The 24,714-nt window shown below is 55.2% G+C and carries 28 protein-coding genes and 1 pseudogene; 20 read left to right on the top strand and 9 right to left on the bottom strand.

The genetic code is table 11. The features are described from left to right. Positions 1–9 precede the first annotated feature (9 nt). The 7 genes from Q1A52_RS00805 to Q1A52_RS00775 are packed head-to-tail and all read left to right on the top strand — an operon-like array spanning position 10 to position 5,771. Positions 10–459, top strand: a complete 450-nt coding sequence (locus Q1A52_RS00805; RefSeq protein WP_300009652.1) for a hypothetical protein — start codon at positions 10–12, stop codon at positions 457–459. A 19-nt stretch (positions 460–478) separates the two neighbouring features. Then, a complete protein-coding gene (locus Q1A52_RS00800) occupies positions 479–1,153 on the top strand; it encodes a TIGR02594 family protein (RefSeq protein WP_300009649.1) in 675 nt (224 codons plus the stop codon). 12 nt (positions 1,154–1,165) lie between these two features. Beyond that, positions 1,166–1,381, top strand: a complete 216-nt coding sequence (locus Q1A52_RS00795; protein WP_300009646.1) for a hypothetical protein — start codon at positions 1,166–1,168, stop codon at positions 1,379–1,381. Next, a complete protein-coding gene (locus Q1A52_RS00790) occupies positions 1,381–1,740 on the top strand; it encodes a bacteriophage spanin2 family protein (RefSeq protein WP_300009644.1) in 360 nt (119 codons plus the stop codon). The genes Q1A52_RS00795 and Q1A52_RS00790 overlap by 1 nt, the downstream gene beginning before the upstream one ends. Positions 1,741–1,786: 46 nt before the next feature. After that, positions 1,787–2,047: a hypothetical protein gene (locus Q1A52_RS00785; protein ID WP_300009641.1), complete on the top strand. Its 261-nt coding sequence runs from the start codon at positions 1,787–1,789 to the stop codon at positions 2,045–2,047. Beyond that, positions 2,047–3,696 carry a hypothetical protein gene (locus Q1A52_RS00780; RefSeq protein ID WP_300009638.1) on the top strand — a complete coding sequence of 550 codons (1,650 nt, stop codon included), beginning with the start codon at positions 2,047–2,049 and terminating at the stop codon, positions 3,694–3,696. The genes Q1A52_RS00785 and Q1A52_RS00780 overlap by 1 nt, the downstream gene beginning before the upstream one ends. Beyond that, positions 3,693–5,771, top strand: a complete 2,079-nt coding sequence (locus Q1A52_RS00775) for a hypothetical protein (RefSeq protein ID WP_300009635.1) — start codon at positions 3,693–3,695, stop codon at positions 5,769–5,771. Before Q1A52_RS00780 ends, Q1A52_RS00775 begins: the two co-directional genes overlap by 4 nt. On the opposite strand, the gene Q1A52_RS00770 is transcribed toward Q1A52_RS00775, so the two are convergent. The 3 genes from Q1A52_RS00770 to Q1A52_RS00760 all read right to left on the bottom strand — a co-directional run bounded on the left by Q1A52_RS00770 (position 5,768) and on the right by Q1A52_RS00760 (position 7,896). Further along, positions 5,768–6,043, bottom strand: coding sequence for a hypothetical protein (locus Q1A52_RS00770; RefSeq protein ID WP_300009632.1), 276 nt, complete (start codon positions 6,041–6,043; stop codon positions 5,768–5,770). The genes Q1A52_RS00775 and Q1A52_RS00770 overlap by 4 nt on opposite strands. A gap of 570 nt (positions 6,044–6,613) precedes the next feature. Beyond that, on the bottom strand, positions 6,614–7,273 hold the full coding sequence (locus tag Q1A52_RS00765) for a hypothetical protein (RefSeq protein ID WP_300009629.1): 660 nt from the start codon (positions 7,271–7,273) through the stop codon (positions 6,614–6,616). A 20-nt stretch (positions 7,274–7,293) separates the two neighbouring features. Beyond that, on the bottom strand, positions 7,294–7,896 hold the full coding sequence (locus Q1A52_RS00760) for a MazG-like family protein (protein WP_300009626.1): 603 nt from the start codon (positions 7,894–7,896) through the stop codon (positions 7,294–7,296). Positions 7,897–7,943: 47 nt separating this feature from the next. On the opposite strand from Q1A52_RS00760, the gene Q1A52_RS00755 reads away from it, so the two are divergent. The 3 genes from Q1A52_RS00755 to Q1A52_RS00745 are packed head-to-tail and all read left to right on the top strand — an operon-like array spanning position 7,944 to position 9,218. Then, the gene (locus Q1A52_RS00755) at positions 7,944–8,237 is read left to right on the top strand and encodes a hypothetical protein (RefSeq protein ID WP_300009623.1); all 294 of its coding nucleotides are present in this window, start codon (positions 7,944–7,946) and stop codon (positions 8,235–8,237) included. 39 nt (positions 8,238–8,276) lie between these two features. Beyond that, entirely contained in the window at positions 8,277–8,936 is a 660-nt protein-coding gene (locus tag Q1A52_RS00750; protein WP_300009620.1) for an SOS response-associated peptidase, read from the top strand. A gap of 60 nt (positions 8,937–8,996) precedes the next feature. Continuing rightward, on the top strand, positions 8,997–9,218 hold the full coding sequence (locus Q1A52_RS00745; RefSeq protein ID WP_300009617.1) for a hypothetical protein: 222 nt from the start codon (positions 8,997–8,999) through the stop codon (positions 9,216–9,218). A gap of 38 nt (positions 9,219–9,256) precedes the next feature. Here the strand turns inward: Q1A52_RS00745 and Q1A52_RS00740 are convergent, their stop codons facing one another. Continuing rightward, positions 9,257–9,562, bottom strand: a complete 306-nt coding sequence (locus Q1A52_RS00740; protein WP_300009615.1) for a hypothetical protein — start codon at positions 9,560–9,562, stop codon at positions 9,257–9,259. After that, positions 9,562–9,831, bottom strand: a complete 270-nt coding sequence (locus tag Q1A52_RS00735; protein WP_300009612.1) for a hypothetical protein — start codon at positions 9,829–9,831, stop codon at positions 9,562–9,564. The genes Q1A52_RS00740 and Q1A52_RS00735 overlap by 1 nt, the downstream gene beginning before the upstream one ends. A 357-nt stretch (positions 9,832–10,188) precedes the next feature. On the opposite strand from Q1A52_RS00735, the gene Q1A52_RS00730 reads away from it, so the two are divergent. Together Q1A52_RS00730 and Q1A52_RS00725 are read left to right on the top strand one after the other, a co-directional pair. Further along, positions 10,189–10,509: a hypothetical protein gene (locus tag Q1A52_RS00730; protein ID WP_300009609.1), complete on the top strand. Its 321-nt coding sequence runs from the start codon at positions 10,189–10,191 to the stop codon at positions 10,507–10,509. 577 nt (positions 10,510–11,086) lie between these two features. Continuing rightward, a complete protein-coding gene (locus tag Q1A52_RS00725; protein WP_300009607.1) occupies positions 11,087–11,602 on the top strand; it encodes a hypothetical protein in 516 nt (171 codons plus the stop codon). 252 nt (positions 11,603–11,854) lie between these two features. On the opposite strand, the gene Q1A52_RS00720 is transcribed toward Q1A52_RS00725, so the two are convergent. Both Q1A52_RS00720 and Q1A52_RS00715 read right to left on the bottom strand, forming a co-directional pair. Beyond that, positions 11,855–12,202 carry a hypothetical protein gene (locus Q1A52_RS00720; RefSeq protein ID WP_300009604.1) on the bottom strand — a complete coding sequence of 116 codons (348 nt, stop codon included), beginning with the start codon at positions 12,200–12,202 and terminating at the stop codon, positions 11,855–11,857. 53 nt (positions 12,203–12,255) lie between these two features. Next, positions 12,256–12,858 carry a hypothetical protein gene (locus Q1A52_RS00715; RefSeq protein ID WP_300009601.1) on the bottom strand — a complete coding sequence of 201 codons (603 nt, stop codon included), beginning with the start codon at positions 12,856–12,858 and terminating at the stop codon, positions 12,256–12,258. 210 nt (positions 12,859–13,068) lie between these two features. Here Q1A52_RS00715 and Q1A52_RS00710 point away from each other — a divergent pair, with 210 nt between their 5' ends. Further along, positions 13,069–13,401 carry a tyrosine-type recombinase/integrase gene (locus Q1A52_RS00710; RefSeq protein WP_367277971.1) on the top strand — a complete coding sequence of 111 codons (333 nt, stop codon included), beginning with the start codon at positions 13,069–13,071 and terminating at the stop codon, positions 13,399–13,401. Between the two features lie 172 nt (positions 13,402–13,573). On the opposite strand, the gene Q1A52_RS00705 is transcribed toward Q1A52_RS00710, so the two are convergent. Beyond that, positions 13,574–14,116, bottom strand: a complete 543-nt coding sequence (locus Q1A52_RS00705) for a hypothetical protein (RefSeq protein WP_300009595.1) — start codon at positions 14,114–14,116, stop codon at positions 13,574–13,576. A 158-nt stretch (positions 14,117–14,274) separates the two neighbouring features. On the opposite strand from Q1A52_RS00705, the gene Q1A52_RS00700 reads away from it, so the two are divergent. The 5 genes and pseudogenes from Q1A52_RS00700 to Q1A52_RS00680 all read left to right on the top strand — a co-directional run bounded on the left by Q1A52_RS00700 (position 14,275) and on the right by Q1A52_RS00680 (position 21,802). Further along, positions 14,275–14,955 carry a hypothetical protein gene (locus Q1A52_RS00700; protein ID WP_300009592.1) on the top strand — a complete coding sequence of 227 codons (681 nt, stop codon included), beginning with the start codon at positions 14,275–14,277 and terminating at the stop codon, positions 14,953–14,955. A 1,085-nt stretch (positions 14,956–16,040) separates the two neighbouring features. Further along, entirely contained in the window at positions 16,041–17,237 is a 1,197-nt protein-coding gene (locus Q1A52_RS00695; RefSeq protein WP_300009589.1) for a trypsin-like peptidase domain-containing protein, read from the top strand. Between the two features lie 237 nt (positions 17,238–17,474). Beyond that, positions 17,475–19,562 carry a tetratricopeptide repeat protein gene (locus Q1A52_RS00690; protein ID WP_300009586.1) on the top strand — a complete coding sequence of 696 codons (2,088 nt, stop codon included), beginning with the start codon at positions 17,475–17,477 and terminating at the stop codon, positions 19,560–19,562. A 310-nt stretch (positions 19,563–19,872) separates the two neighbouring features. Beyond that, positions 19,873–20,076, top strand: coding sequence for a YhjD/YihY/BrkB family envelope integrity protein (locus Q1A52_RS00685; RefSeq protein WP_367277969.1), 204 nt, complete (start codon positions 19,873–19,875; stop codon positions 20,074–20,076). A gap of 391 nt (positions 20,077–20,467) precedes the next feature. Then, positions 20,468–21,802 (top strand): annotated as a pseudogene (locus Q1A52_RS00680) (ISKra4 family transposase). Positions 21,803–22,023: 221 nt separating this feature from the next. Here the strand turns inward: Q1A52_RS00680 and hydA are convergent. Further along, entirely contained in the window at positions 22,024–23,409 is a 1,386-nt protein-coding gene (gene hydA / locus Q1A52_RS00675) for a dihydropyrimidinase (RefSeq protein WP_300009583.1), read from the bottom strand. A gap of 95 nt (positions 23,410–23,504) precedes the next feature. Here hydA and Q1A52_RS00670 point away from each other — a divergent pair, with 95 nt between their 5' ends. Next, a complete protein-coding gene (locus tag Q1A52_RS00670) occupies positions 23,505–24,152 on the top strand; it encodes a GntR family transcriptional regulator (protein ID WP_300009580.1) in 648 nt (215 codons plus the stop codon). Between the two features lie 104 nt (positions 24,153–24,256). After that, positions 24,257–24,658: a VOC family protein gene (locus Q1A52_RS00665; RefSeq protein WP_300009577.1), complete on the top strand. Its 402-nt coding sequence runs from the start codon at positions 24,257–24,259 to the stop codon at positions 24,656–24,658. Positions 24,659–24,714: the final 56 nt, after the last annotated feature.

The following is a 24,714-nucleotide window of genomic DNA, read 5'->3' as shown; positions in this document are numbered from 1 at the left end:
TGGCCATTTGTGCTGTTTGTCATGTGGGGCGTTGTTCTCTTTGGTCGGGAAGAGGGTAGGGTGCTTTGGGACACTTATGTTGACCGTGGGCCTTGGACCTCGCCAGCCGTAGAGATCATCCCGATGGATACTGGCAAGCCAGGCATTCGGTATCAGGCAAATGCGCGCCGCGCTGTGACGGGTCAATGGACTGCAATCATCGAAACAGCCGAAGGGGGCAGGATTGCCACCCGCAAGGGACGCGGAGATTACTCGCCCAAGACGTATTCGGTTCAGCCTGCCCCGTGGTCCTGGGCGAGTTTTTTTGAGAATGGACAGACTGCACCGGCGGAGCCAGCTTTTCCATACCGGATTTGCGTCCGTCATGTCGTTAAAACGCTGGATTCCGGCGTGATCCGCGCGGGGCGAAAGTCTTGCTCCTCTGCTTACGACCCGCTGTCGAAAAGCATTCTGGACTAAAAATCTAAAGGACATCGCTATGACCTATGACGTCCGCGCCATTCAGGCGCGTCTGGCGGAGCTTGGCTTTGACCCAGGCCCGATTGACGGGATCGACGGGCCGCAAACCCAAGCCGCTGTCATCGCATTCAAGAAGAGCGTCGGGCTGCGTGCACGCGCCTATGTCGGGCCGATCACATGGGCAGCACTCATGGAGGATGCCCCCGACAGCGAAATCCCTTGGATGTCCGAAGCAATCCGCGTGAAGGGACTGCATGAAGCGCGCAATCGGTCGCAATTGGTGCGGTGGTTCGATGCATCGGTAAGCTGGTTCGATCCACGCGAAGTGCCGTGGTGCGGCGCGTTTGTCGCGACCGTCATGCGCAAGTGGAAGCCTGGGATCACCCTGCCTGAGAACCCGCTCGGGGCGCGGAATTGGGATGACTTTGGGAAGTCCTGCGCGCCGCAATTGGGTGCCGTCATGGTCTTCTGGCGGGGTTCTCGGAATGGCTGGAAAGGTCATGTCGGGCTGTACTGGGGCGAGGACGCCGACGCTTACCACATCCTGGGCGGCAACCAGTCCAACGCGGTGACCATCACCCGGATCAGCAAGGCGCGGTTCCTGGATGCGCGCTGGCCCTTCGACACTCGGCAACCGTCCATCACCAAGCATCTGAACAAAAACGGGCAACCACTGTCCGTCAATGAGGCTTAGGAGGCCGCAAAAATGTTCAAAACACCTTTGGCAAATCAAGTTGATGAACTTCCGACGAACAAGCTGGCGGTGGCCGCTCTTATCGCTCCGGCGATCACAGAGGTTCTTGGGAACTATACTGCTGGTACTGCATTCGGCGGACCCGCTGTGTCGATGCTCATTGCTGCCGGGATAACAATGCTGATCGGGCGCTACATTCCTGATCGTGCCAACGTGCCCACCCGCTGATGTCTAAACCAGTTTTGGTGTTTCTTATGATCCTGCTGCCGTCCTGCGGTGGGCCGCTGAGCCTGTTGACCGGCGGTGGCCCAAATGTCGCGGCCAATGTTCAAGCGGGCAAGGAAAACACGCAGAACCTTGGTGTCGTGATCAGCCGGGAACAAACGCTGATGCGTCCGCGCGCCCGGTTCATTGAGCAATCCAGCGGGGCGACAGGGCTGCGCTCTGAGAACATCGGCACCGTTGTTCAATCCGGCACCCCGCCGTGGCTAATCCTCGCTTTTGCAGTGGCGCTGTTTTTGGACAGCCCTGTGCGCTGGCCGGGCCAGGTGTGGCGGCTATTCCGAAAGCCAAGAACAGCAACTTAAACACGAGGGGCCTGCGGGTCCCTTTTTCTTTGAAGGGGAAAGACCAATGCTTGACTACTTCTTGTCGTTCGCGAAGGGACTGACCAGTCCTGCAGACATAATCGAAAGCGTGACGCCCAATGATGTCGCGGATCTGCAGCGGGCGACACGCGCAATCAACGTGGCGACGACAGGTGTCGTTCGGGTCACGACCACGGCTGGCGTCACGGATGAAGTCACCATCGCGGCAGGTATTGCGTTTCCTATTCGCGCGACACGTGTTTGGGCGACAGGCACAACAGCCACCGGGATCAAGGGGCTGTCCTAATGTTCATCGGTGTCAGCGTCGGAATTGACGCTACTGGCGGGATCGCAATTGGCGAGGCGGTTTTTGCCACCATTGAAGGCCTGACAAACAACCCGACGCACGGCCCGACACCGCAGATCGAAACAGTGCTGACGGGCGTCTTGAACGGGCTGCAGGGCGGCGAGGTGGTGGTGCACCGCTGGCGGGTGAACGGTGTATTGATCGGCGGCGCTAATGCAGTGACCTATACGCCGATTGCTGGTCAGAACCTTCAGAGCCTACGGTATGCGCCAACAGTCGACGGCGTGGAGGTTCTCAGCGCTCCTTACACTGTTCGATACCCGCCGCCCGTATACTCCTCGCAACCGTTTGCAGATCACATCGACCCATTCGTCGGAACGCCGGTGAACATTACGCCCGGTTCTTCGATCACACCGGGCGCAGTACCCAGCATCGTTTACGTTCGGCGCAATGGAGTTGATGACAGTGAACACCTGACAGGAACCGAGTATAATGCCGAGGCAAACACGGGTGAGGTTACCTACCGAGAGGCATTAACGTCCTCTGGCGGCACGACCTATTCGGATGTAGTCACGTTCACGCTCCACGGCGGCACCTTCGATCAGGCAGACAACACCATCACGCTTACGACAAATGCCACCAGTGGTATCTGGCCGATCACGGCGTCGGGGGCTTATACCGGGACGGCCAACCTTGACCTTGAAGATTTGCAAACAGGCCCGGTCGCTCTGTTTGACACACTGCTGAGCCATGATGGATCGCCGGATGTCGGGGATAATCTCCCGATCACCCCGGCACTATGGGCAATCACTGGCGCTGGCAATCTTGTCTATTCCACGAATGGCACCAATCCGGTTGATGCGTCAGACCCCAGTGCGCCGACGCTGCTTGCCGATGCTGCTGATGCAGGCGCATCCTTGACTGTCACCGAAACCATGACGGACCAAAACGGGTCGCAACAGGTGTCGAGCAACGAGGTTTTGATCGTTGCCGGATCCAGTATTAGCCTGCCAGCCAGTCCGATTTCTGCGGGTGGCGGCAACACGCTTTCCTACACATTCCCTAGTGTCGCGCTTGGAGCAACAGACGCCAACCGCCACTTGCTGGTGTTCGTTGCTGGCTTCAAGGCCGCGAATAGCAACGCTCTGTCTCTCACTGTGGGCGGCCAGACGTGCACCAAGGTTTCCGAGCTTTTCGACCCCGGCAACATTGGTACGCTCGCCTTGTTTCAAGCTGATGCTGATCCTGCAGGCACTACGGGGGATATCGTTGCGACCCTAACGGGCGGCGTAGGCTGGTCACAATCCCGCGTCGGCATTCACGTGGTCAGGGTTGTTAAATCCGGTCCACTGACGCTGGAGGATTTGGCCTTTGCCAGTACAGCCGTCCAAGATCACACCCTTGCTGTGGACGTTACCGCCGGAGGTATCCTGCTCGCGGGGGCATTTAAATCCGGCGATACCGTGCAGCCCGGTTTCACCGGCGTCACCACCCGAGGATCGCCTTACGGTGACATCGACACAGGCGAAATTCTCTCTCTCGGATTTGACTCCGTAGTCACAACAGAGATCGGCAGGCAGGTCGTCGCCAATTCCAATCAGGCATCGCCGGGGCGTCACCTCGCAATCGCAGCGAGCTTTTTGCCATGACATTCTTCTTCTCTGGTCGCCTCAGCGGCCGCGCGCAGACGTTAACCACGACGATTGGCGGCCAGATTTTGGCGTCCGCCAGCGTGTCAACCTGGGGTGCTTCTGCCGGGTCTGGCGGTACCGTGGCGATCTCTGTTGATCGCACCAACCTGCAATGTGCGCCGGACAGCGTCCGTTTCACCGTGGATCTGTCTAGCACAACCTTTGACAGTACAGAGACCTATTCCGCCGTGTCTGGTAACACTTACAACAGTGCATACGACCCGCGCCTGCATGACCACATCTTCTTGTGGGATCTGGGGGATGTCGGCGTTTGGGACACTCCGGCCAATGTGCTGACGGAGTGGAAGTCAAAACGCTATGCGAAAGGGCCTTTTGTCTCGCACATGTACAACACCCCCGGGACGTACACAGCGAGCCTCTTGGTGGTTGAGCCGTCCTCGGGCAAGTGGTCACGTTCGGCTGATGTGTCTTTGAACGTAGCCGCGCAGGGCGATGTCTACGCGGAGGCAAACATGATCTTCGTGAACCCGATCGGGGACACGGACTTCCTTGACGCCCCCGCCGGTGCGCAGAAAGTCAATCTGGATACCCTTTACAGCGATACGGCAGAATGGATCGCCAACAGGGGTACCTCTTCGGCCTGGTACTTCAAGCGCGGCGGCGCGTGGGACGTTGGTTTGAGTATCACCGATGGCGTGGCCGGAAACATGTTCTTTGGCGACTATGGGTCGGGCGCGCGCCCGGTCATCAACAACCAGTTGGACCAGAACCAGAACCGGGTGTTTAACATCACCAACACCTACAACCCGGCCCCTGCGGAGCGCACGGACCTGCGGTTGTTCAATCTCGACTTTCAGGGTGGCTTCGATCCGTCCAGCATGGAGATCGGCGGGGTAGCCAATCCGAATGTCGGGCGCGCGGTCATCATCCACGGCTCGCCCATGGATGCCATGGTGAGTAACTGCCGGGTTCAGGGATTCCGCAACAGCAGTTTTGGCCACGGTGTCGGCACGGCGGAGTTGAGCATTCAGCAGAACTTTCACTACGATAATGTGCACCTGACCGACTTTGGTGGGCAATACGCAATCATCACGGAAAGCCTTCTGAACCCGAACAGCAGTTTTTCATTCACTGGATGCGGCTTTATACAAAACCCGCTGGCGTCGTCGGTTGACACTCAAATGCGCGCCCTTGCGAGAGTAAACGGCATAGCATTGACACATGGGCGCGGCACGGAAATGTTCCACACGCGCGGCACTGGGCAGCCGGTCTTCAAGCTGGAGGAAAACCCTACGAAAATCACCGGTCAGTACGAAGACGGGCATATCGTCAACATTCATTCGTGCGTGTTTGAGGGCGGCAATCAGGCCCCCGTGAGACTTCACGGCTTGATCAATAACAGCGGTTCGATCACCCGGCCCCTGATCGGCAACCATATCTTCGACGGAAACATCTTTATCGCGAATTGGTCATCCGACAGCTTTGTACGCACGAACGGCATGGGCCTGACCCTCAGAAACAACCTCGGGTTCAAGCATGAAATCCCGGACGACTCGCCCACGACGCGCCGCATCCTGGGCTTTGTCCTGGCGGACAATGACAAGCCGGATGCCATAACCGCCTCAATCACTGCCCCAATCACAGTCTACAACAACACGATGTGGGTCCTGAATGGCGAGGCCAGCCAGGTCGGATTTGCGCCGCTCATGATCCGAATGGAAAGCTCAACGCATGATTTCCCGGATCTGGTCGATGCGAATAACGTGCGCTACATCCCGAACCTTAATGCGCCAGATGATGTGACCACTCACGCGCCGCACACGACGGCCACGTTGTTCGATTCTCGGACACTTGGACAGATCGAGGCAGGCTTTGTGTTGAACGCGACCTATGCCCACACCACGCCTATTGTGGAAGCCGGTCTGGCACCCGGTTCAATAGGAATTAACGCAGCTGCAGGTGATCATCGGAGGCTCGCGGGTGCCGGTGCGAGAGATGATCTTGCGGCCTTCTTTACCGGCACGCCACTTGTCGCCTTCGCCAGCGACATCGGCTGGTTGGAGGCCAATTAGCGTTCGTATCGCATGTTGGCTATGCCATCCTGCACTTTTTCGAATGCCGCACCGATGTCCTCCAGCAGTTCCACAAGCAATGGCCCGGCCATCAGGGGTGTCTCATCCTGCACGAGTCTGAGAACCTCTCTTTTGAGCGCCTCATTTTCAGCCAATGCCTTTTGATGGACGGCGGGAATCGGCCTTGTTTCGTCCTCGCCAACGACTTCGCGAGTTTTCGGTTGGTTTTCAGCGGCTTCCGGCGCTATTGGTTTCTTTGTCACGATCTGCATTCCTTGGTTTGGGAGACTGGTTGTGGCGGGGCCGGTACTGTTGCGAGCAGGCCGGCCTACCTATTTGTTTTAAGCAACATGCTCCTTTCTATTGGCGACGAGCGCTGTGCCGAGTTGCATGGCGGTCTCTGTGGACATATCCACGAAAGCCTCTGTTTGGTCACGTTCGTCCCGAAAGATGACCCGGAGAGTTGAGCCAGAATGTTCAACATACGCGCGTCGGGATGTGCCATCGGACATGGTGACATCGCCAATGGGCTGACCGCCCGACGTGGCTGGTTTGTCAACGCCCTTTGCCCGCCAGACGCGAAAGCTGACGAACAGCATTGCGGCACATATGATGACGGCGCCCAATTGTGTAGCTATTAGTGTTAGCGCAGTTGCCAAAATACATTCCTTTTCAACGCGGTAGGTTGCGGCAGATCGGGAGAGTGCCAGTCCCCGAACCGACTATTTAACTAGATGGACAGGTTTCTAAAATGATCTGCATCAAGTTTTGTCGCTAATTGGCGTCACGTCACTTAGGTATTTTGGTAACGCACTCGCTTCGAATGGTCCATCGCTTCGATCCTATTCTGTGGCTTCCAAAGTTGTGATCGGGTCATCCGCTTCTGCGGCCCGTGTTCTTGCCCTCAAAGCGCCGCAAATCTGCAGGCAAATGTCGCGACCTGATGCGCTCCAGCGCAAAGCTCTTTCCATCTGCTTCATGTTGGCCTTGCGGGGCGTCGATATCCCAAGGTTGGCGCACATTGCCGCCATTTCTCCGGCATGAAGAAGTGACATTGCTTCGGGGGGAAGTGGGTTTTGTATCCCATTCTCTATCGGTGGTTCTTTCCAGCAGAACGCAGGGTGGTGAGCTTCTGCGAAATCCTGCGCGCCCGGATACCACCAGACGATCTGATCGTATTTCATGAAATCTATTCGGGGCATGGTGGCGCGGGCTTCAATCTGATCCTGTGGAATGAATTTCCGATGCAGTGCGGCAATGGCGGTGTGAGAAGTTCGGCGCATGGCATCCAGTTGTGTCTCCAGCCGATCCAGTTTGTCCCTTTCAGATTTGATTTCGACGGTTACTATTTCTGATCGGTCAACGGCCATGACATCGCAACGCACAAGGCCATCAAGCAGGTTGATCTCATGGATGATGCGGGCATTTGGCCGGGCCATTCGAAGCCGCGCGACAACAGCGTCACGTATTTCTTTTTCGGCATCGCTGCGATGTTCGGGCATCCGTTCGATCCTCTTAGGTGTTACAGGTAGCGGTAGCGGAGATCCGCGGCCAAACCGGGATATTGCTCGGCGTCCTCCAGAGACTTCACATAGGCTTCAATGGCGGCGCGGGCATGCTCGTCGTGGTCCATGTCCAAGACGAAGTATTCGCAGTCGTGGTGCTTCTCCCCTGGGGCTGATCTGCCGTCCGTGCGCTCGACTTTGAACTTGCTGTAGAGGCCGCGTTTTTCGTCGTCTGGCATGGCTTCGGCAGCAAGGTTGTGAAGCGTTGAACGCTCGCCGAAATAGACGGGTATTCCGTTCTTACGGGAGGTCTTGTCAAACTTGGCTGGGATCTCTGGGGCTAGATCAATGCCTAGATGCATTGCGATCAGGTCAGCACAAATCACAACATCCGCAAGCTCTTCCGCAATATCCCGAAGAAGATGACCGCGTTGCCCCGCTATCTCCTCGGCTTTCTGCCCCTGAATTCCCCGGTCCAGTCGGGTCAGCTTTTTCAGCTTGTTCAACAGTTCACCTGCTTCTCCGCCAAGCTCCAAACCCCGGAAGGCAAGATCGATTTCTTCTCCGCCGGGCCATGCGTCCTGGCGGGCTTGGTTCGATTTGCGTAGTTCATTCAGCATCTGTTCGATCCTTCTCTGAATTCAGTTTTCGGGTTACAGTCGGGGGTATGAAATTCCCCACGCGCCTCCCGTTCTTTCTTCGCAGCCAATGGGACATCTCTGCCGAACGTCTGGCTGATGAGGTGATTAATTGGCGGGAAACCGTTTTCTTTGCGACCAAGCACGGCTGCACGCCGCCGCTGCCCGAAGAAATACCGGGCGAGGTGCTGGAGGCATGGCAGCAGATCAGGCGCGAGGAATACGTGAACTTTGATCGCCAGTGGGAGGCTGTGCACGCCTATGCGGAGGCCAACGGGTATGAACTGTCCGTGGAACCGGAACCGACGCCGGATGATTGGTGAGCTTTTCTCCTGCCCGGTTTTTGGTCTACGGTGGCCACCATGTGCAATCTCTACGCAAACACCATGCCCATCGACGCGATGCGGAACCTCTTTGACGTTGCGCCGGGTCGGGTTGATCTGGGCAACATGGAGCCGCTCGCGGCGATTTTCCCGAAGTACGAAGCGCCGATTGTCCTGATGGACGATGGCGACCGCTCTTTGGTGCGCGCGTCGTGGGGCTTTCTCACGCCAAACAAGTCGAAGAAAACAGGTAAGTGGCTTAAGCCGCAGGCGTGGAACAACACGCGAGACGACAAGGTGAGGTCTGCGCCGCTGTGGCGCGACAGCTTCGAGACCCGCCGCTGTCTGGTCCCGGTCACGTCCTATGCGGAGGCGACGGGTCGAAACCCCGCGACTTATCATTGGGCGAACGTCAGAGACGCCGAGGGCTTTGCCTTCGCTGGCATCTGGAAGCACCAGGTCGGACGCCTGGGCGAAACCGATGTGGACACAATGGTCTATTCCATTATGACCGCCAGCCCCAACAGTTTCGCCGCGCAGTATCACACCCGCATGCCGGTGATCCTTGCTCCGGGAACCTATGACACTTGGCTGAACAGTGCCCCTGACGACGCGTTCGACCTCTTGAGCGGTATTCCCGCAGATCACATGCAGTTGATCGGCGAGGGTGAGGGAATGCGGGAACAGCCCGAAATCTGACGCTGGACAAGTGGCGCTTGTTCTTTTTATGTTCTCACGATCCAAATCGGGAGACTGAAAATGCGCGCATGGGACTATCCGCACAATCCGGTGCGTATCCGCTGTGACAAGTGCGGGCGAGCTGGTCAGTATCCCAAAGCGCGATTTGTCGAGATTGTAGGCCGTGACACCGCGCTGCCAAAAGCTCTGGGCGTGATTGCTAAAGATTGCCCGAAGGCCAACAAGCCCAGCCATATCGTTCATGACAGGTGCGGCGCGTACTACCCGGACCTTACCGACTGACGCGTTCATGGCCGGTGCTGGGTCAAGGGCGCGGGTCATCAACGGTACCCCTCATAAGGTGGATCTGGTTGAATGCCTTCGTCGTGCAGTTGCTTTTCAAGCTGCCGTGTGCGAACCATTTCACGCTCTAGAAAATGCCACGCATCGCGGCAGTCTTCCTCCCAGCTCACGCGCCACATCGGAACGTCGCAGTTCGGGCACTTCTCTGGCGTTGAGGTATCGGCGTGAACAGTGCCGGTTGATGCGGATAGAAAATTCTTTGTGAGTCGGAAGTCGCATTTCGCGCATCTCCACTCGCCCGGTACGTAAAGCTTCATGGACTGTGTCTCGGAGATCGACGGCATCACGTCTCTCCTTTGGTTTGTGTGAGGGCGGCCCGGATACGCTTCAATAGGCGAAACACGTGCTTTCTCCCGTCACCCTCTCTGGATAGAGAGTGCGCCATTTCGACAAATGGCTCGGCATCCCGCAAAGCCTCTTCCAGTGCCAGCGCACGGGCCTGCATCCTTTCCCATTCGCGATACTCTGGTGAGCGGTCCTCAAACCATTTCGCGTACAGATCAGCCCAGTCATTGTTTGGATTAGCCACGGGTTCCGGGGGTGGTCTAAACATCACACCACCCCCGCCAGAGGGATAGGCACCAAACGACTAGCAATGATCGACTGCGAGGTCCTGAACAGCGCACCTTCTAAGCCATTGATATTCAATGGGGGGACTTTTTGTTCAGGATCGGCAAAAACCCAATGAAAACAACGAAACCGCTGTTCCTCCTCGGTCCGCCAAAAATTTCAAAGGCTTAGCGAGAGATCGCTAAGCCTTTTTCGGTTTTTAGTCTCTTTTTAGTCGCTCTTCTTTGGATGGCTTAACCAAGCGAAATCGATTTAGAGTCAGATACTACGCCGAAAACACTGGTTTGATTGACTCGATCAGCAGAAGCGCACTAGCTTCGACGTATAGTCGGAGGGATTTATGAGAAAGCTATTTGTCGCGCCATTAATGTTGTTTCTGGCTGCTTGCGGTTCACCGGACGGTATTTCCAGAGCAGAAGCAATAGACGAGCTGGGGTTGGAACGCTCTGAAGGAGGCTCCAGTGTTGATACCGTGATCGCATTGTATCAGTCTGGAGATTATGTCGCTGCGTTTGACGCGATTCCTGAACAGAGCCTTGTACAGAGAATGAGAAAGTCGCAAGCGTTTGGCGGTTTGCCAACGCCGCAAGGGGAGAAAGCTGTGGTCGAGGAAATACTCTGTGCAGACTATGATCGCTGTGACGTTGTCACCGGCGCGTGATTGCGTTTTCTGAGATGCAACTCTCGATGAGCAGAGCGAAAGTCTTAGTGTTCGCTATGTGTGAGATGGCGCTACTTGGTTGCCAAACCACGACGCAATCGACCACTTCTACCCATCCAACAGGCTCGTCAGTCGTAGATCGGTCAAATTTTGTCTACGTGTCTAATTCCACACCTTCGGCAGAGGCATCCGCTTTAGGAAGGCTGAACCGTGAGGGCGTCGAAAAACGCGTTGCAGGTCAGCGAAAGCAAGCGCAGTCGTTAAAGGCAAAAAACGGTCCTCAATCAGTTGTATTTGTCTTGTATAGTGACATTCCGGTCGGTGCGCGGATAGTGACAAGTTACACCTATTCTCGCGCAGCTGATTCAATTGGTTCGGAACCCACTGATAAGCCATTCACCGAGCGTTTTCAGTATGTTGTACTGGATAGTACGCCGATAGAGCCTTTGTTGATAGTGAACGAGCTGTTCAGCGTTTTCAAAGGCACTTTTGTTTTGGAAGCGGAAGTAAACGGAAGGCGCGTACTCAGATCTGTCGTACCGGTGACGAATGACCTAGCTGGGTTGCGGAGGCAACAATGAGACAGCATATTTGGAATGTTATTCTAACAATGCTTTTGCTTGCGCCTACCATGTCTTTGGCTGGCGGTGGGCCGGGGCATGGGGTTGTGAGTTACCGGGACACCCCACGATTGCCGGTCGTAACACCCGTCACTGAAGAAGAAATTCGTGCTGAAGCGAGACGCCTTTTGCAGCGAGTTTTTGTGCAAGCAAACACGGACTACCAGTTGAGAGATTGGCTCGTATTGTTGACAGATGTCAGCGAACTAGTGGGGTCATTTGATAGCAAGTTTCATGATCTTGAAAATAATCAAAAGCTGTTCTCGTTCAGAGGGCGTACTTTGACCGGGTCGGATTTGAATTACTACTTTATGGGCGTATTCTTTTCGGCCTACGGGTGGCCGGAAGCCTCGTTAAAACTTTCAATGCGGGCCTGGAAGAAAGCAAAATATGGAGGAAGTCCCAGCGCAGATGCTCTGTGGGCTGCTGAGCAGGGCCACGCCGATGGAGTACATTATCAGTTTCAGGGGTAATTCGAAATCAGATCATTATATCTAGTGGAAAAGGCCCGAGGGCTACCTGCCCGAGAAAAAGCGTCGCATCTTCGACTTCGAGCCACGAAACATGATCGTGTTTGAAGCAGTCGCGTTGGCTGAAGCAGTGATCTTCGGCCCACCTGATCAGTTAGCCGCCGCTATGGGTTAGCCCATATCGAAAACCGCCCGCTTCAACGGGGCGGTTTTCCTTTGGCATCGACGTTCAAGAAATGAAGTTCGATGCCTTCACTACGGGCCATACCAACCGACACTGCCATTGACGATTTCAACTCCTTGCAGGCGCTTGCCGTCGGCTGTCAATAAGACGACACTGCTCGGAACTGGAATTTTGTTTTTCTGCCGAACCATAGCGCCCCCTTCACTCGAACGACAACCCGGCGAAATAGCCTGCATCTGCGCTAGCGAGACGCCACGCTGCCACTGCGCTAAGGTAAACGAGGCGACAACTTGTTCGGAAGCACCCGGACAAAAATTCACCACTCGAACGTTGTCCAGAATAATCGGCGTCTGGCTAGTCGCTGTAGCAGCGACTGGTGTTGCCTTTCCCGTGGGTGTTTCTTGCGGGACGTCGGTCATACAGGCGGTTAAGCCCAAAACAATCGGTAGTAGTAATATAGATCTCACTCAAATTATCCTTTCTTGCGGCGTATCGCGCTCAAGGCAAACACACTGGAGAACAAGAGTAAAGCGGAGGCAGGTAAAGGCACCGGGCTGACGCCGCCCGATCCACTGCCTGAGCCGGTTTCAGGTACACCGAATGAGCCGGTGACTGGATCGAAAGCGAAGCCACTCTCGGCAAAGTAGCTTCCGGCGTCACTGACAGCATCAACCCCCCGATTTGCCAGGTTGAACGTGATGAGGTCGTCAGTGCCAAACTGCGAAGGCAGAATAGTGGTTGTGCCAGCTGTTAGCAGAAAACTGATTGTTCCATTCACGGCATCGGCATCTATCGGATCAAGCCCAATCGATTGGGTTAACTCCAGATCGACCAGCGGCGTCAAACTCCAATTGAGCACTTCGCTAGCTGTCCCCCTGAACGTTGCGTAGAACAGGTCGAAGTCACCGAAATTGAAGTAATCCCGAATGGGTGTTCCAGACAGCACGCAGGCATCTGCGTTGGTGCAGCTATCAATATCAACCACGTCGCCCAGACCCACCTTCAAGGCGCTGGCCGGAGCAGTCAAACAATACACGGCTCCTGCCGCCATAATCAGTTTTTGTAGTCCCTTCACTCTGTACTCCCAATGTTTTGGGCCGCCCTATCCCCAGGCTTGGGCTGATACAAAATTGGCAATTCTGTACACTTCATGTGTTAGCGACGTCTTAGGCCGCAAATTTGCCAGTCTGAGGCAACAATTATTGAGACGCGCCGCCCGTTACGCATTGGTTTTCAACGATAAAGCACTGACTGAACCAGAATTGCCAATAGTGTAGCAACGAAATTGTTGAGGGTTGGGCGTCCCTCGTTCCTATGGCAAATCAACCCATCAACGAAATGCGCCTGTACAATCAGCGCAACGAACGGCATTTATCTCAATGCGAGTGAGTTGGCGCGCTTCATCGACGCAGCGCTTAAGGCACCGATCCGGCAGCGATCATTTGCTCTCACCCTGGCCTATACCGGTGTCCGGCTATCCGAGGCCCGGATACTACGCGGCGATGCCATCCAGCTCGAAGAACGCATTTTGTCGGTGCGGACCCTGAAACAGCGTGGCAAGCATGTGATGCGGGAGTTGCCCAAGGGACCGAGAGCTGCAATGGATGGCGCACATTGACCGGCATGGACCGCAATCGAGCGCCTTCCTCTTCGAACTGACCCGAGACACTCACCGCTGCAAGGACACTGCGCTGCGCGATATGAAGTCACTCACAGATGCCCAGTATCTCCGGTACCCAAAGCAACAAGACCAAATCGGCAAAGCGAACTTCAACCCACATGTCTACGACCTAACCGCTATCCTCGACCTGCTCATTGCTGATCAGCCACTCCGCAGTCGTGACCACATGCATCCAGGACCAGTGATAAACGGGAATCTTGGATCTGCTCTTCCTGACTTCCTCAACAGGATGCGCGGTCGGCTTAGTCGCGAATTGATTGGATATCGTGATGACGCAATCGACGCCGTTCTCTTTGGCAAGAGCACGGCATCTTTCAATTTGCTCAGCATCGAGGGTGTTGTTCCCAACTTTGGTTTCCACAAGAGCCTTCCACTCGCGGGAGCCGACCTTCAGGACAATCAAGCCGTCGGGCCGATCCTTGATTGTCTTGGATTGGTTCTTGAACACAACCTCAGTGAACGCATGTAACTGTGCCCGTTTCCCGCGCTTCTGGCCTACTGATTGGAGCAACGCGGCTCCCAACTCTTTAATCTGAACCATGCAGGCCAGCACAATGGACGTTGTGCGACCTTCCTTTGATGTGGTTGAGAGAACGGGGAACAAACGCGCGGCTTCGCCTTGAGCCAGGTAAACTGGCAGCTTCTCAGTCATCTACATGCCTACAACTTGAAATTGCATACAATGTCTCAAATAGACAGCTCCAGCAGCTTTCCGTCAAGTTTTCAATGAAGTACCGTTCTCAGAACGAATAGGGGAACGGCCTCTAGTGTGCTTGATGGACCACGCTCTGATAGGAGTAGCGCAATTCAATGAAGTTTTACTCGGATTGGAAGTTCACCCAATGGCAGTCTGTCGAAAGAGTTGCCAACAATGACTTGACGCGGGTCGTCGCATTGGTGCCAATCATTGGTTACATCATCCTATTTAACGACCAAATTGCGGAAATAGCTTCATTTCGGATGATTGCTGGTGTCGAACCGAATGCGAAAACACCTTTTTACTTGAGCGGCTTAGACAAGATGAGACTAGTTTTCTTCGGTAGCCTACTATTGCTGATATCCAATTTAATTTTCAGGATTTTTCGTCCTTGGGTTTTGGACCTGGCCAAGGGAGACATGGAGTTTGCCGCTAGTGTCGGTGAACGCTATAGCGTCCATGAGCTTGCCAGCATGGAAGAACAAGTGTTTTCCGATCATTGGAAGCCGAGATTGCGTTTGTTCTGGAAAGTGCACGACAAGTTCAGGAACAAGAAGCCGCTGGTTTCAGGTTACCGGCTCGATGTGCGAACTTTCATGTTCAACAAGCATGGCGACTACATCAGTTACCTTTCGCGAGAATGGTGGACCGGTGAGATGCATACATTCCGTTTGGCGCGCTTCGTATCACTAAGCTTGGGCGTCGCCGGAATTTTCCTATTGGCACTTCCGACGCTAGATATCTCGCAAGCCGTGGTCAGAGACATTCTTCAAAAGCTATGGGAATTCGGTTAACGGCCACATCTGGTATCGGGTCAAGAACGAATGGCTGCTAAGGGCTGGCACCCGTCAACCGTCAAGAACCGTCAGATGCCCGCAGAGAGCCCATACTTCCCAAGTTGCCGCAGGATGGCGAAGGTCCGGTCCTGGATCGTTGGCCAAAAACGTGCCAAAAGCAAACGTAGTTTTGCCAAGGGTTTGTGACACGAGATTTTTCAACGGTTCTAGCTCCGTCGGCCAAAGTGACAAAAACGACCGTTTTTGACACATAGGTTGTGTCAGAGGGTTTATGTCCGGATTGCAGGAAGAAGCAGACGTTCAACCACGTGTTACGAAAGTCCGCTTTGAATTCACCAAATTCAGTTGTTTCACGAATGCCGCTAGGGTTGCGTGTATTAGTTTCGACCCACGATCACAAAGAATCGATCGTCGAACAAGCCGAGCGCCTTACAAGTTCGTAAGTGCCGTACAACTTCAATTCCTTTACCGCTACTTTCGGATAGATTGATATCAAACACGTACTCAAAAGCTGGAACATTAAAGAAATTCTCAATCCCGTTAGGTTTCGACGCTTCATAACTAGCATAAGCAGAACACTTACACGAAGGGGGATCAGCCGTTCCATCGCATATGCTTAAGAAAGCTTGATACTTGTTCTGAGCCTCTCTTTGGGCAAGAACAGAACCCAGTCCTGCGGACGCTACCACCACTGAAATGATGAGCATAAGTTGTGTCGTCTTGTGTGCCCAGTAGTCAAGAAAGCGCTTTATGTAAGACATAAGTCTATCATTCACATAAGATTTTAGTAGCTTCGAAGGCTAATCGTAAACTTTTACAGAAGCTAGCCTACGCTCACGATGTGGTTTGCTCATGTTCAGTCTTTATTGTATAGAACCCGGCAAAGCGGCCTCTCTCCGGACCTTCCCCGCACCGCGGTATGTGCCAAAACTCATACGTTTATGACATGGGCGATAACGACCGTTTTTGGCTGGGGAGTTTTGACCTTCGGTTTTTGTCACCTTCTCCCGAAAGTTGTTCTTCGACCGCGTACACCGTAGGTTAGCGAAGTAGTCACTGCTTTTCAGTGCGGGGGAGATACATTGAACCCAGATGATATTGGCATTCTGTCCAACGCAGATATTCCTGAGAGCATCCGTGCGAAGATCGCCGAGCAGATAGTTGGAGCGGGCGACCGAGAAGCCCAAAGGGCACTTGAAGCAAAACGGCTCGCGGCAGAACGAACCAAGTTTCTTTGGAATACCCCGGTAGTCGCAGCGATAGCGGGCCTCTTAACCCTGACAGCGACTTTTGTATTTGAACGCCTTACCGCCAAAGACGAAACAGTTAACACAATTACCTTGGAACAAGTGCGAACCGAGTTAGAGCAAAGCGAAGCTCGTCTAAAACAGGAGCTAGAGCTCGCAGCGAGTGAAAATCTCGCCAGGCTGGAAGCTGAAGCCAAAGAACGCGAGTTCCAATATGAAATCGTCCGTTCAGAGCTAACGAACGCAGAAAAGTCCAATGCTGAACGAGCTGCAGTATTGCTTTTTCTTGTTCGAGCCGGAGTTCTCAGCACACTGAACGAAGACGAACTAAGAGAGATGGCAGAGCAGCAAATAGAACGGCCAGATGCAACGATCATTCCTCAATTAACTCCATCACCCCAGAATTTGGGAGGAATCGTCGGCTTCGATGATTCTGGTCTCGTATCAGGTTTTGATATCGACCATCCGGCCCGTCAGCTCGCTCGATCCGTAGGTCGTCTCAAAATCATGAATGCAAACCAAGCCGTCAGTATGTGTACTGCATTTCTTGTTTCAAAGGACCAGATAGCAACCGCACGGCATTGCGTTGACCAAGAGTACCAACGCATGCGGTTCGAGCTCTTTCCTGATGGTTTTGACGCCACCATCTCAGGCGGCGAATTTGAGACTTATGAAGTGTCAAATACACCTGCAACAATCTACCGGGGCGATGGCAGAGGTGGGTATGCCGTTCTAACTCTTGAGCAGCCCGTCGGAGATGCGTTTCAGCCTCTCGCTACTGACCCGAGCACTGGCGCAGAAGGAGCTAGATTAGGTGTAATCTACTTCCGATTTGGTAGTGAACAAAGGGCTGTTTGGGGTGCGCCTGACTGCAAAGTTCTCAAGTGGGAGAACGACCTTTTCTATCACCTGTGTGACACCGGCGCGGGAACCTCTGGAAGTCCGATTATAGACCTCGAAACAAACGCTGTGGTTGCTGTCCACACTCGGCGAAGTGAGTTCGGGGGCGTCGCCTACAGAGTCGTGGATTGAAGCTGCTAGTGATGCCAAAGTGCCAAACTCATACGTTTTTGTCATCGGCAGAAACGACCGTTTCTGACGCATCGGTTCTGACAGAGGGTTTGTGCCAAGGGAGGTAAGCACAGCTTACTCGATCCAACTCAATCCGAATTTTCGTCGACGCGACCCGCCTTCCGTAAAGTGGAATCTTGTGAGAGAGTGCCACTATCGACCATTTCGGAGGGCTCCGTGCCACCACGCCGCCGCATCATGAGCACCTCAGCGAGCACGATTTTCGTCGATCGGGAGGAGCCCAAAAGAACATTTGAGCGCGCCGTCTTCGCGATCCCTGAGGATAGCGCCATCATTCGGACCTGGTACGGGGTTGGCGGGCAGGGGAAGACGGCGCTTGCGCGCGAACTCTTCCGGATGTCGTCCAAGGAGGCAGATCCTAGCTTCGCGCATTTGCGCCGCGCGATGCTCGATCTTCACGGCCGACCGAAGACAGATCCCGATCGTCTTATGGTCTGGGTGCGTAATGCTTTCGCCCGGTCTGGGGTCGCGTTTCGCGCGTTCGACCTCGCCTTTGCGGTCATGTGGGAGAAGACGCGCGGTGAGGAGCCGATGCCGACCTTCGAAAGCCCATGGCTGCATCGCACAGGAGAGGCGGTAACCGATGCCCTGCCGGAAGTCATCACCCTGACGCGGGAGTTCATTGAAGAGACCGCTGGGACGGTGCCGGTCCTGGGTTACCTTCTCAAGCGCGGGTCCGGCTGGGCGATCGACCGGGGCAAGGCCGCATGGATCAAACAAACGCACGCGCAGCTTCAGGCGCTCTATCGCGACGGTCAGATGATCGCCAACTACGAGATGTCCGCGTTGATGCCGTGGATGCTGGCCCAAGACCTCAACCGGCATATCGCGGACTATCCCGACGAGCGGTTCGTGCTTTTCGTGGACGAGTACGAAAGCGTCATGGAGGGGGCCGGAACCGGCGCGCGGTGGCGCGAGAACCCGTTTGATGCCTCCATGCGGACACTCGTCGCCGAAACCAACGGATTGCTGGCGACCTTCTTCTCTCGAGAGAGACTGCCATGGGAAGAGGATGCGGATTGGCGCGACGATCTCGTCGGTAACCAGCATCTCCTCGGTGGATTAGCGGACGGTGATGCCGACGCCTGGCTCCGCAAGGTACCCATTGAAGGTGAGACGATCAGGGCCGCGATCATCGAGGGCGCTCGCGAAACGCAGAACGCCGGCGACCCGATCTACCCTCTCATGCTCGATCTTCAGGTCGAGCACTGGCGCAATCTCGGCGATGCCGCGGTGCCAAAAGACTTTCATGTCGAGGCAACGGGCTTCGAGCCGCGCCGCCTGCAGCTTGTGCAGAGACTACTCCGTGATTACGACGCGCCGATACAGGAGGTCGTGTCGCGCCTGTCGGTCGCGCAGAGGTTCGATCGGCCCGCCTTCGCGCACGTCGTCACGATGTACAACATCCCCCTCGCCTTCTCCGCCTTCGAGCAGGTGACCGATCTGTCCATCATGAGCATCGACGAAGACGGATGGGCCGCCCCGCACAGGGCCATTGCTGATGCGATTGTCCAGTCGACGGGTGACGAATTCGTCATGGAGAGTCGCGAGGCGCTTCTCGACCACTACGCAGAGCGCGCCCTCCCTGGGCGCGCGGCCGACGTCACGGACAAAACAGTTGCCTGCTTCGCCGAAGCAGCAAGGTTGCGGCGGCAGAAGGGTATCGATGGCTACGTTGAATGGCTCGAGGAGACCGGAAAGAAATTAGAGGAGGCGCAACGCTCCCGGTTCCTCGAACATATTTGGCGTGAGGCTTTCGAACATGCGCGTGCCGCGCTCGGGGAGGATCACCCCGACACGGGCGCGAGCTACAACAACGTGGCCTCAAACCTTGATGACCAGGGGCGCTATGAGGAGGCCGAGCCGCTCTACCAAAAGGGCCTGGAGATCAGGCGTGCCGCGCTCGGCGAGGACCACCCCGACACCGGCACAAGCTACAACAACGTGGCCTCCAACCTCAACGCCCGGAGGCGCTACGAGGAGGCCGAGCCGCTCTTCCGAAAGGGCCTGGAGATCAGGCGTGCCGCACTCGGCGATGACCATCCCTACACGGGCGTGAGCTACAGCAACGTGGCCTCAAACCTCGATGACCAGGGGCGCTATGAGGAGGCCGAGCCGCTCTACCAAGAAGCCGTGCGCGTACTTCAATCGCTTCCAGAGGGGCATCCGTGGCGGGAGGGTGCTGTGATCAATCTTGAGGCTTGCCAAACAAAGATCATCGGGCGGAAAGGCTCAAGATCGAATGGAGCTAGTGTGGAGAAATAGGTCTACGACGGCGTAGCCATGAAAGCGGCCGCGCTGAGACTGATGCAGCGTCTCATATGCTTGGGAAGCAGCCTTTCCGAACAACACTAAGGCTAGGTCGGGGTGCTGACAGAACCGTCAGATCAAAGCTGCACGACGGCAGATATGCCAAAACTCAACCGTTTCTGTCACCGGCAGAAAGGACCGTTTTTGGCACCGCCTCTTCTTAAAAGCTGACGTTGGCGCAGTCGCAGCGAAAGCACACTTAGTCCCGCTGACCCGCCACCTGGGCCCCAAATCCAAGGTCTGCATTCGGTTCTCGAACGGTTATTTGACTGGTCGTGACGCTCCTGAATGGAAGTGGGCTTCAGTGGGTGCGATCATGGGTTGCCTCGTCTGGATTGTGGCGTCCGCAGGGTTCGCCTTTTACGTCAGTAACTTTGGCTCTTACAATGAAAGTTTCGGCACTCTGGCGGGCGTGATCGTTCTGCTTATGTTGTCTGTGCGAACGCGCAGCCAGCGGCGAAGGCGCTGAACGCCACCGTGCCAAGCAGTGTTTTCATAGTTGGTTTCATCGTGTCGTCCTTTGAAAAGACGGGCCGGAAACCATACCGGATGAAGGGTATGATCACTCCTCATCGCCAGTCTGTCTAAATTGTTGGTGGGCATTCACCACTGGATTTCGCAGTGGTCATCTATCCCCAACCGAATGCCTGAATCAGCAACGCTGCAAATCCTTGAAGCTACGAACAACTTAGCAGGCAGACGCAGGCGCTATGGGGTGATGACACTAATCCCTGCCAAGTTTGATGGACTTTTTTGGAGTATTTGTTCACGGGCGGGCCGGTCTGAAAGAACGGGGAAGTGGGCAAAACCTGGTGGTCGAGGTGGTAGGGTAAGTGTTTCAGAACAAGGTGGGACCTACCATGGATGTAAGAATTATTGTTGAGACAACATTTGACGATGGCAAAACGCGTAGGTTCAATATCGGCCGGCTCCGACGTGCGCCTGACGAGTTGGGACCCGAGAGCCTTGGCTTGCTCCTCGACGAGGCAAAGCAGTTGCTTAGGCGGCTACAGGAAACGATTCTGCGAGATTAGATCGATGAAGCTTTCGAAGCTCGCCGGAAATGCGACGACTGCGGAAAAAGACGTTCGATCCATGACGATCGGTGCCGCATTTTGGATACGCTCTACGGTCAGATTAAAGTGAAGTCGCCGAGGATTCGAAACTGCTCTTGCCAATCGTCAGGGATCGCAAGCCCTGGGCTGCAGTCACCAATTTCAAGACTTTCCATTACCGTGCGACGCCAGAACTTCAGCACCTGCAGACTGAATTGTGGTCGCGGCACTCGTTTCGAGAAGCCGCCCGGCTGATCGAAATATTCTTGCCCTGTTCTGCACAGTCGAACACGACCGTTCGAAATCGCTTGGGGCGCATCGCCGAGGAACTCAGCCACGATGACGCAAGCCAAGCAGACCCGGATACAGACGCGACATTATCCCCACTGACCGTTTTCTTGGATGGTGCGCACATACGATGTCGGCCTGAATACCAGAAATGGCACCTCTATGTTGTAGTCGGCAAGGTTGAAAGCCCCAACATGAGCCGACGTTTCGGCCTCGTGCAACAAGCCGCCGCCTCCCCTGCCAGACAGCTCCGAAATGACCTAATTGCACAAGGTTGGGATGGCCAAAGCATGGTTACCGTGATTTCAGACGGCGAGCCAGCCTTGCCAAATCTAGTGCGGCGTGCAGTTCGAGGTCCCGTCACTCACATACTGGACTGATGGCACATTTAGATGCGGGTCAAACACATCGAAAATGCGGTGCAAGGACTTCTTCAATCGAAGGGCTTTTCAGGGTTACGACTACTATTTGAACGCGCTGCCAAAACACTGCGTTGGCACCTTTGGCACGGGAGAGTAATGACCGCCGCGACAATCTTAAAAGTTCTCCAAATCGATTGCGTGCCGAAACCCGAGAATCAAGGGAAGCGGCCAGACGCGTGAAAGCCCGCTGTCGGGATCTCTATTCCTACCTTTCCAACAACTTCGAAGCGCTTCCGATTATGGCCGTCGATACCGAAACGGCCTCGCTGTTTCATCGTCCCGGGCAGAAGGCTGCGTCGATGATACTGGCAACACCCGCATGGGAAAGCGCCGCCGAATGAGATGGTCACCGCAGGGCGCACATCGAGTTGCGGTAACACGAGCCGCTGTTCTTGACGGGAGGCTAGGCGTAGGCAAATTGGCTGCATAACCACCATGATTTGCCCATTCCCGTCGTGGTTTCTCAAGTCGAAGAAATCGGACGCACCCTGCAAGTAGCGATGGCAAACTGTCTTTTGAACCTGCCGGCCAACTAACTATTTCTTATCTCCAGCCTCGATCATCAGATCAGAGTATGAATCGCACAATTGCGACCCAAACGGCTTCGTCCAAACCGTCAACAGGGTCGGCTTTCACATTAATACTCCATGGCTAGTGCATGCATTGCCACCGACCTCCACCAGACAACTCCGTCAGCCTACGGTTCTGCACGAGAAGTCGGCCGCGCGACAACACAGCTGTGGGCAGACCTTTTACTGTGGTTCCCTCATAGGGATTGTACCCGACGTTATCTTTCAGGTCATTTGCTCCGTATTTGTAGGTCGCGTTTGGGTCCCAAACCGTTATGTCCGCATCGAAGCCTTCGGCAATCTGCCCCTTGTTCCTTAGTCCGAAGATCTCTGCTGGAGTTTTTGAGGTCAGTTGCACGAAAGCGTCTACTCCCCCGCGCCCGCAGCTTACCATTGCGTTAAACATCAGTGGCAGGCGGGTTTCTAAGCCGGGCATGCCGTTGGCGATCTTGTTGAAGGGGGCGCCCCTGCCGTTGGCGAATTTGCCGCTGTCGTCCATCCGATAGGGCGCGTGATCCGAGGTGACGCACTGGATTGTTCCATCTGCAATCGCATCCCACAACGCCTCCTGGTCATCGACCGTGCGTTGCGGGGGGGAGCACATGAACCGTGCAGGGTGTTCACGCTCTAGAATGTCGACCGTCATGAAAAGGTAGTGAGGACAGGTTTCCGCCTGCACTTGAACGCCGCGTGCGCGTGCGTTGCGGATGATCTCGACGCCTTCGCGGGTCGAGACGTGAAAGATCATGATCTGCGTGTCGGCAAAGGCGGCAAACCGGCACACGCGGTCGATTGCCTCCACTTCTGCCTCGCGCGGGTGAGACGTGGCGTGATGTTTCGGTGCGGTATGCCCGGCGGCCAGCAGTTTTTCCGTCATGTTGCGGATCAGCCCATCGTTTTCTGCGTGGAAGCAGACCAATGCGCCATCGCTTTTGGCCACATCCAGCAGATCGAGGATGGATTTGTCGTCTTGCCGGACTTTGTCATAGGTGGTGAAAATCTTGATTGACCGATGCCCCTGCGCGATCATCGCAGGAATGTCATCTGTCAGATTACCGTCGCCGGTATCCGCCACGATCATGTGGAAAGCGTGGTCAATCAGGGCGCCTTTGCGAGCGAGGACAGCATAATCCTCAACCACCTCGCGGATGCGCTGGCCCGGATGCTGGGCGGCGAAGGAAACGACAGTCGTGGTGCCGCCGAATGCAGCGGATCGGGTAGCTGTTTCAAACGTGTCGGCATTCATTAGACCCGCACCCGAAATTTGTTCGATATGGCAATGGGTGTCGACGCCGCCTGGCAACACCAGATGGTCCGTGGCGTCGATGTCTTGTGCACCCATGGCCTCGAGTTTGGGTGCAATGGCCGCGATCTTGCCGTCACGGATTCCGATATCCGCAACCATTGTTCCGGCGGCCGTCACAGCGGTTCCGCCGCGGATTACTATATCCATTTGTGAATTTTTCATAGCGATCCCAAAGCTGTGTTTTGAATATTGAAATACCAAGTGTATACCATTTGCAATCTGCTTGTCGCGACGCTGCGATATCAAGAAGGACATACATGCCCGAAGTTTCACAAACGCTGGGTGACTCCGCGTTCGAGCGGATCAAGGCGATGATCCTCGACGGAACGCTTGAGCCGGGCACGCTGCTGCGCGAGAAAAAGTTTGCCGACAGGCTGGGAGTGTCGCGCACGCCGGTGCGTGAAGCGATTGGGCAGTTGATCAGCGAGGGCCTTGCCATCAGATCGGAAAGTGGCGCGCCCGTCGTCAACAGTGTCTCGCTGAGCGACATCATGGAGATTTTGCACGTCCGCAGCCTTCTGGAATGTGAAACGGCTAAAAAAGCGGCACTTGCGGGTAAGCCGACCGAGGCTTTGCTGACCTGCCGGGCGGAATTTGTCGGGTTTCTGGAAGGGCCGCGCCCGGACGCGCAGGTTCATTCCGCGCTGGATTCGCGACTGCATCTCGAGATTGCGCGGTTGGCGGGATCAAAGCTTCTTATCCAACTGGTTGAAGGGCTTAAGGTTAAAACCGGGATGTTCGATCAGGGGTCAATCCCGGACCGGCTGATACCGGGCTGCCATGAACACATAGCCATAATCGACGCGATAACAGCACAATCCCCGGACGCAGCGGGGGCAGCGATGAAACTGCATCTGGCAAACGTACGCGATGCCATCATCTCGCATATCTACCATCCGTTTTAACCTGCGTCCAAGCGGATCACGATGACAATTTCAAGGTGTCAGTTGACTTGGCATGCAGTGTGTATACCATCTGCATACTGAACGGTGCGGACTGGGGCGGGAAGATGAGTGCGACGGACATACATCGGCCAGACGGAGGGATCGTACTGGTCATCACGTTCCAGTATTACCGTGATCTGCCCACCGCGATGCGGTTCTACGAAGACGTTCTTGGGTTTGAACTTGCAATCGATCAGGGCTGGTCGAAAATTTATCGCATCGACGGCCAGGCGCATGTGGGTCTGGTGGACGAAACGCGCGGCATGAAGAACTGGCGCGAGGAAAAAACCGTTCAGGTCTGTCTGCGCGTGCCGGATGTAGACGCGTGGTATGCTTGGGCCGAAGCCAATAAGGTTGATGGGCTGAGCGAGATGTTCGACAGCGTGGAACTGGGTATCCGCGCTTTTGTTATGAACGACCCCGAAGGTTACCAGATCGAAGTGCAGACCGCGAAGCCGGGGCATTGATCACAAACATATTGGACGACGGGCGGCAAACGTCCGGATCACAGGAAAAGCAACAA

It is taken from the genome of uncultured Roseobacter sp., assembly GCF_947488185.1.
Taxonomy (GTDB): domain Bacteria; phylum Pseudomonadota; class Alphaproteobacteria; order Rhodobacterales; family Rhodobacteraceae; genus Roseobacter.
This window is presented reverse-complemented; position numbering and strand designations above follow the sequence as displayed.

Excerpts from the sequence above, each read along its gene's own strand:
- Q1A52_RS00800 (WP_300009649.1), top strand. The coding sequence starts at position 479 with ATGACCTATGACGTCCGCGCCATTCAGGCGCGTCTGGCGGAGCTTGGC.
- Q1A52_RS00795 (WP_300009646.1), top strand. The coding sequence starts at position 1,166 with ATGTTCAAAACACCTTTGGCAAATCAAGTTGATGAACTTCCGACGAAC.
- Q1A52_RS00790 (WP_300009644.1), top strand. The coding sequence starts at position 1,381 with ATGTCTAAACCAGTTTTGGTGTTTCTTATGATCCTGCTGCCGTCCTGC.
- Q1A52_RS00785 (WP_300009641.1), top strand. The coding sequence starts at position 1,787 with ATGCTTGACTACTTCTTGTCGTTCGCGAAGGGACTGACCAGTCCTGCA.
- Q1A52_RS00780 (WP_300009638.1), top strand. The coding sequence starts at position 2,047 with ATGTTCATCGGTGTCAGCGTCGGAATTGACGCTACTGGCGGGATCGCA.
- Q1A52_RS00775 (WP_300009635.1), top strand. The coding sequence starts at position 3,693 with ATGACATTCTTCTTCTCTGGTCGCCTCAGCGGCCGCGCGCAGACGTTA.
- Q1A52_RS00770 (WP_300009632.1), bottom strand. The coding sequence starts at position 6,043 with ATGCAGATCGTGACAAAGAAACCAATAGCGCCGGAAGCCGCTGAAAAC.
- Q1A52_RS00765 (WP_300009629.1), bottom strand. The coding sequence starts at position 7,273 with ATGCCCGAACATCGCAGCGATGCCGAAAAAGAAATACGTGACGCTGTT.
- Q1A52_RS00760 (WP_300009626.1), bottom strand. The coding sequence starts at position 7,896 with ATGCTGAATGAACTACGCAAATCGAACCAAGCCCGCCAGGACGCATGG.
- Q1A52_RS00755 (WP_300009623.1), top strand. The coding sequence starts at position 7,944 with ATGAAATTCCCCACGCGCCTCCCGTTCTTTCTTCGCAGCCAATGGGAC.
- Q1A52_RS00750 (WP_300009620.1), top strand. The coding sequence starts at position 8,277 with ATGTGCAATCTCTACGCAAACACCATGCCCATCGACGCGATGCGGAAC.
- Q1A52_RS00745 (WP_300009617.1), top strand. The coding sequence starts at position 8,997 with ATGCGCGCATGGGACTATCCGCACAATCCGGTGCGTATCCGCTGTGAC.
- Q1A52_RS00740 (WP_300009615.1), bottom strand. The coding sequence starts at position 9,562 with ATGCCGTCGATCTCCGAGACACAGTCCATGAAGCTTTACGTACCGGGC.
- Q1A52_RS00735 (WP_300009612.1), bottom strand. The coding sequence starts at position 9,831 with ATGTTTAGACCACCCCCGGAACCCGTGGCTAATCCAAACAATGACTGG.
- Q1A52_RS00730 (WP_300009609.1), top strand. The coding sequence starts at position 10,189 with ATGAGAAAGCTATTTGTCGCGCCATTAATGTTGTTTCTGGCTGCTTGC.
- Q1A52_RS00725 (WP_300009607.1), top strand. The coding sequence starts at position 11,087 with ATGAGACAGCATATTTGGAATGTTATTCTAACAATGCTTTTGCTTGCG.
- Q1A52_RS00720 (WP_300009604.1), bottom strand. The coding sequence starts at position 12,202 with ATGACCGACGTCCCGCAAGAAACACCCACGGGAAAGGCAACACCAGTC.
- Q1A52_RS00705 (WP_300009595.1), bottom strand. The coding sequence starts at position 14,116 with ATGACTGAGAAGCTGCCAGTTTACCTGGCTCAAGGCGAAGCCGCGCGT.
- Q1A52_RS00700 (WP_300009592.1), top strand. The coding sequence starts at position 14,275 with ATGAAGTTTTACTCGGATTGGAAGTTCACCCAATGGCAGTCTGTCGAA.
- Q1A52_RS00690 (WP_300009586.1), top strand. The coding sequence starts at position 17,475 with ATGAGCACCTCAGCGAGCACGATTTTCGTCGATCGGGAGGAGCCCAAA.
- hydA (WP_300009583.1), bottom strand. The coding sequence starts at position 23,409 with ATGAAAAATTCACAAATGGATATAGTAATCCGCGGCGGAACCGCTGTG.
- Q1A52_RS00670 (WP_300009580.1), top strand. The coding sequence starts at position 23,505 with ATGCCCGAAGTTTCACAAACGCTGGGTGACTCCGCGTTCGAGCGGATC.
- Q1A52_RS00665 (WP_300009577.1), top strand. The coding sequence starts at position 24,257 with ATGAGTGCGACGGACATACATCGGCCAGACGGAGGGATCGTACTGGTC.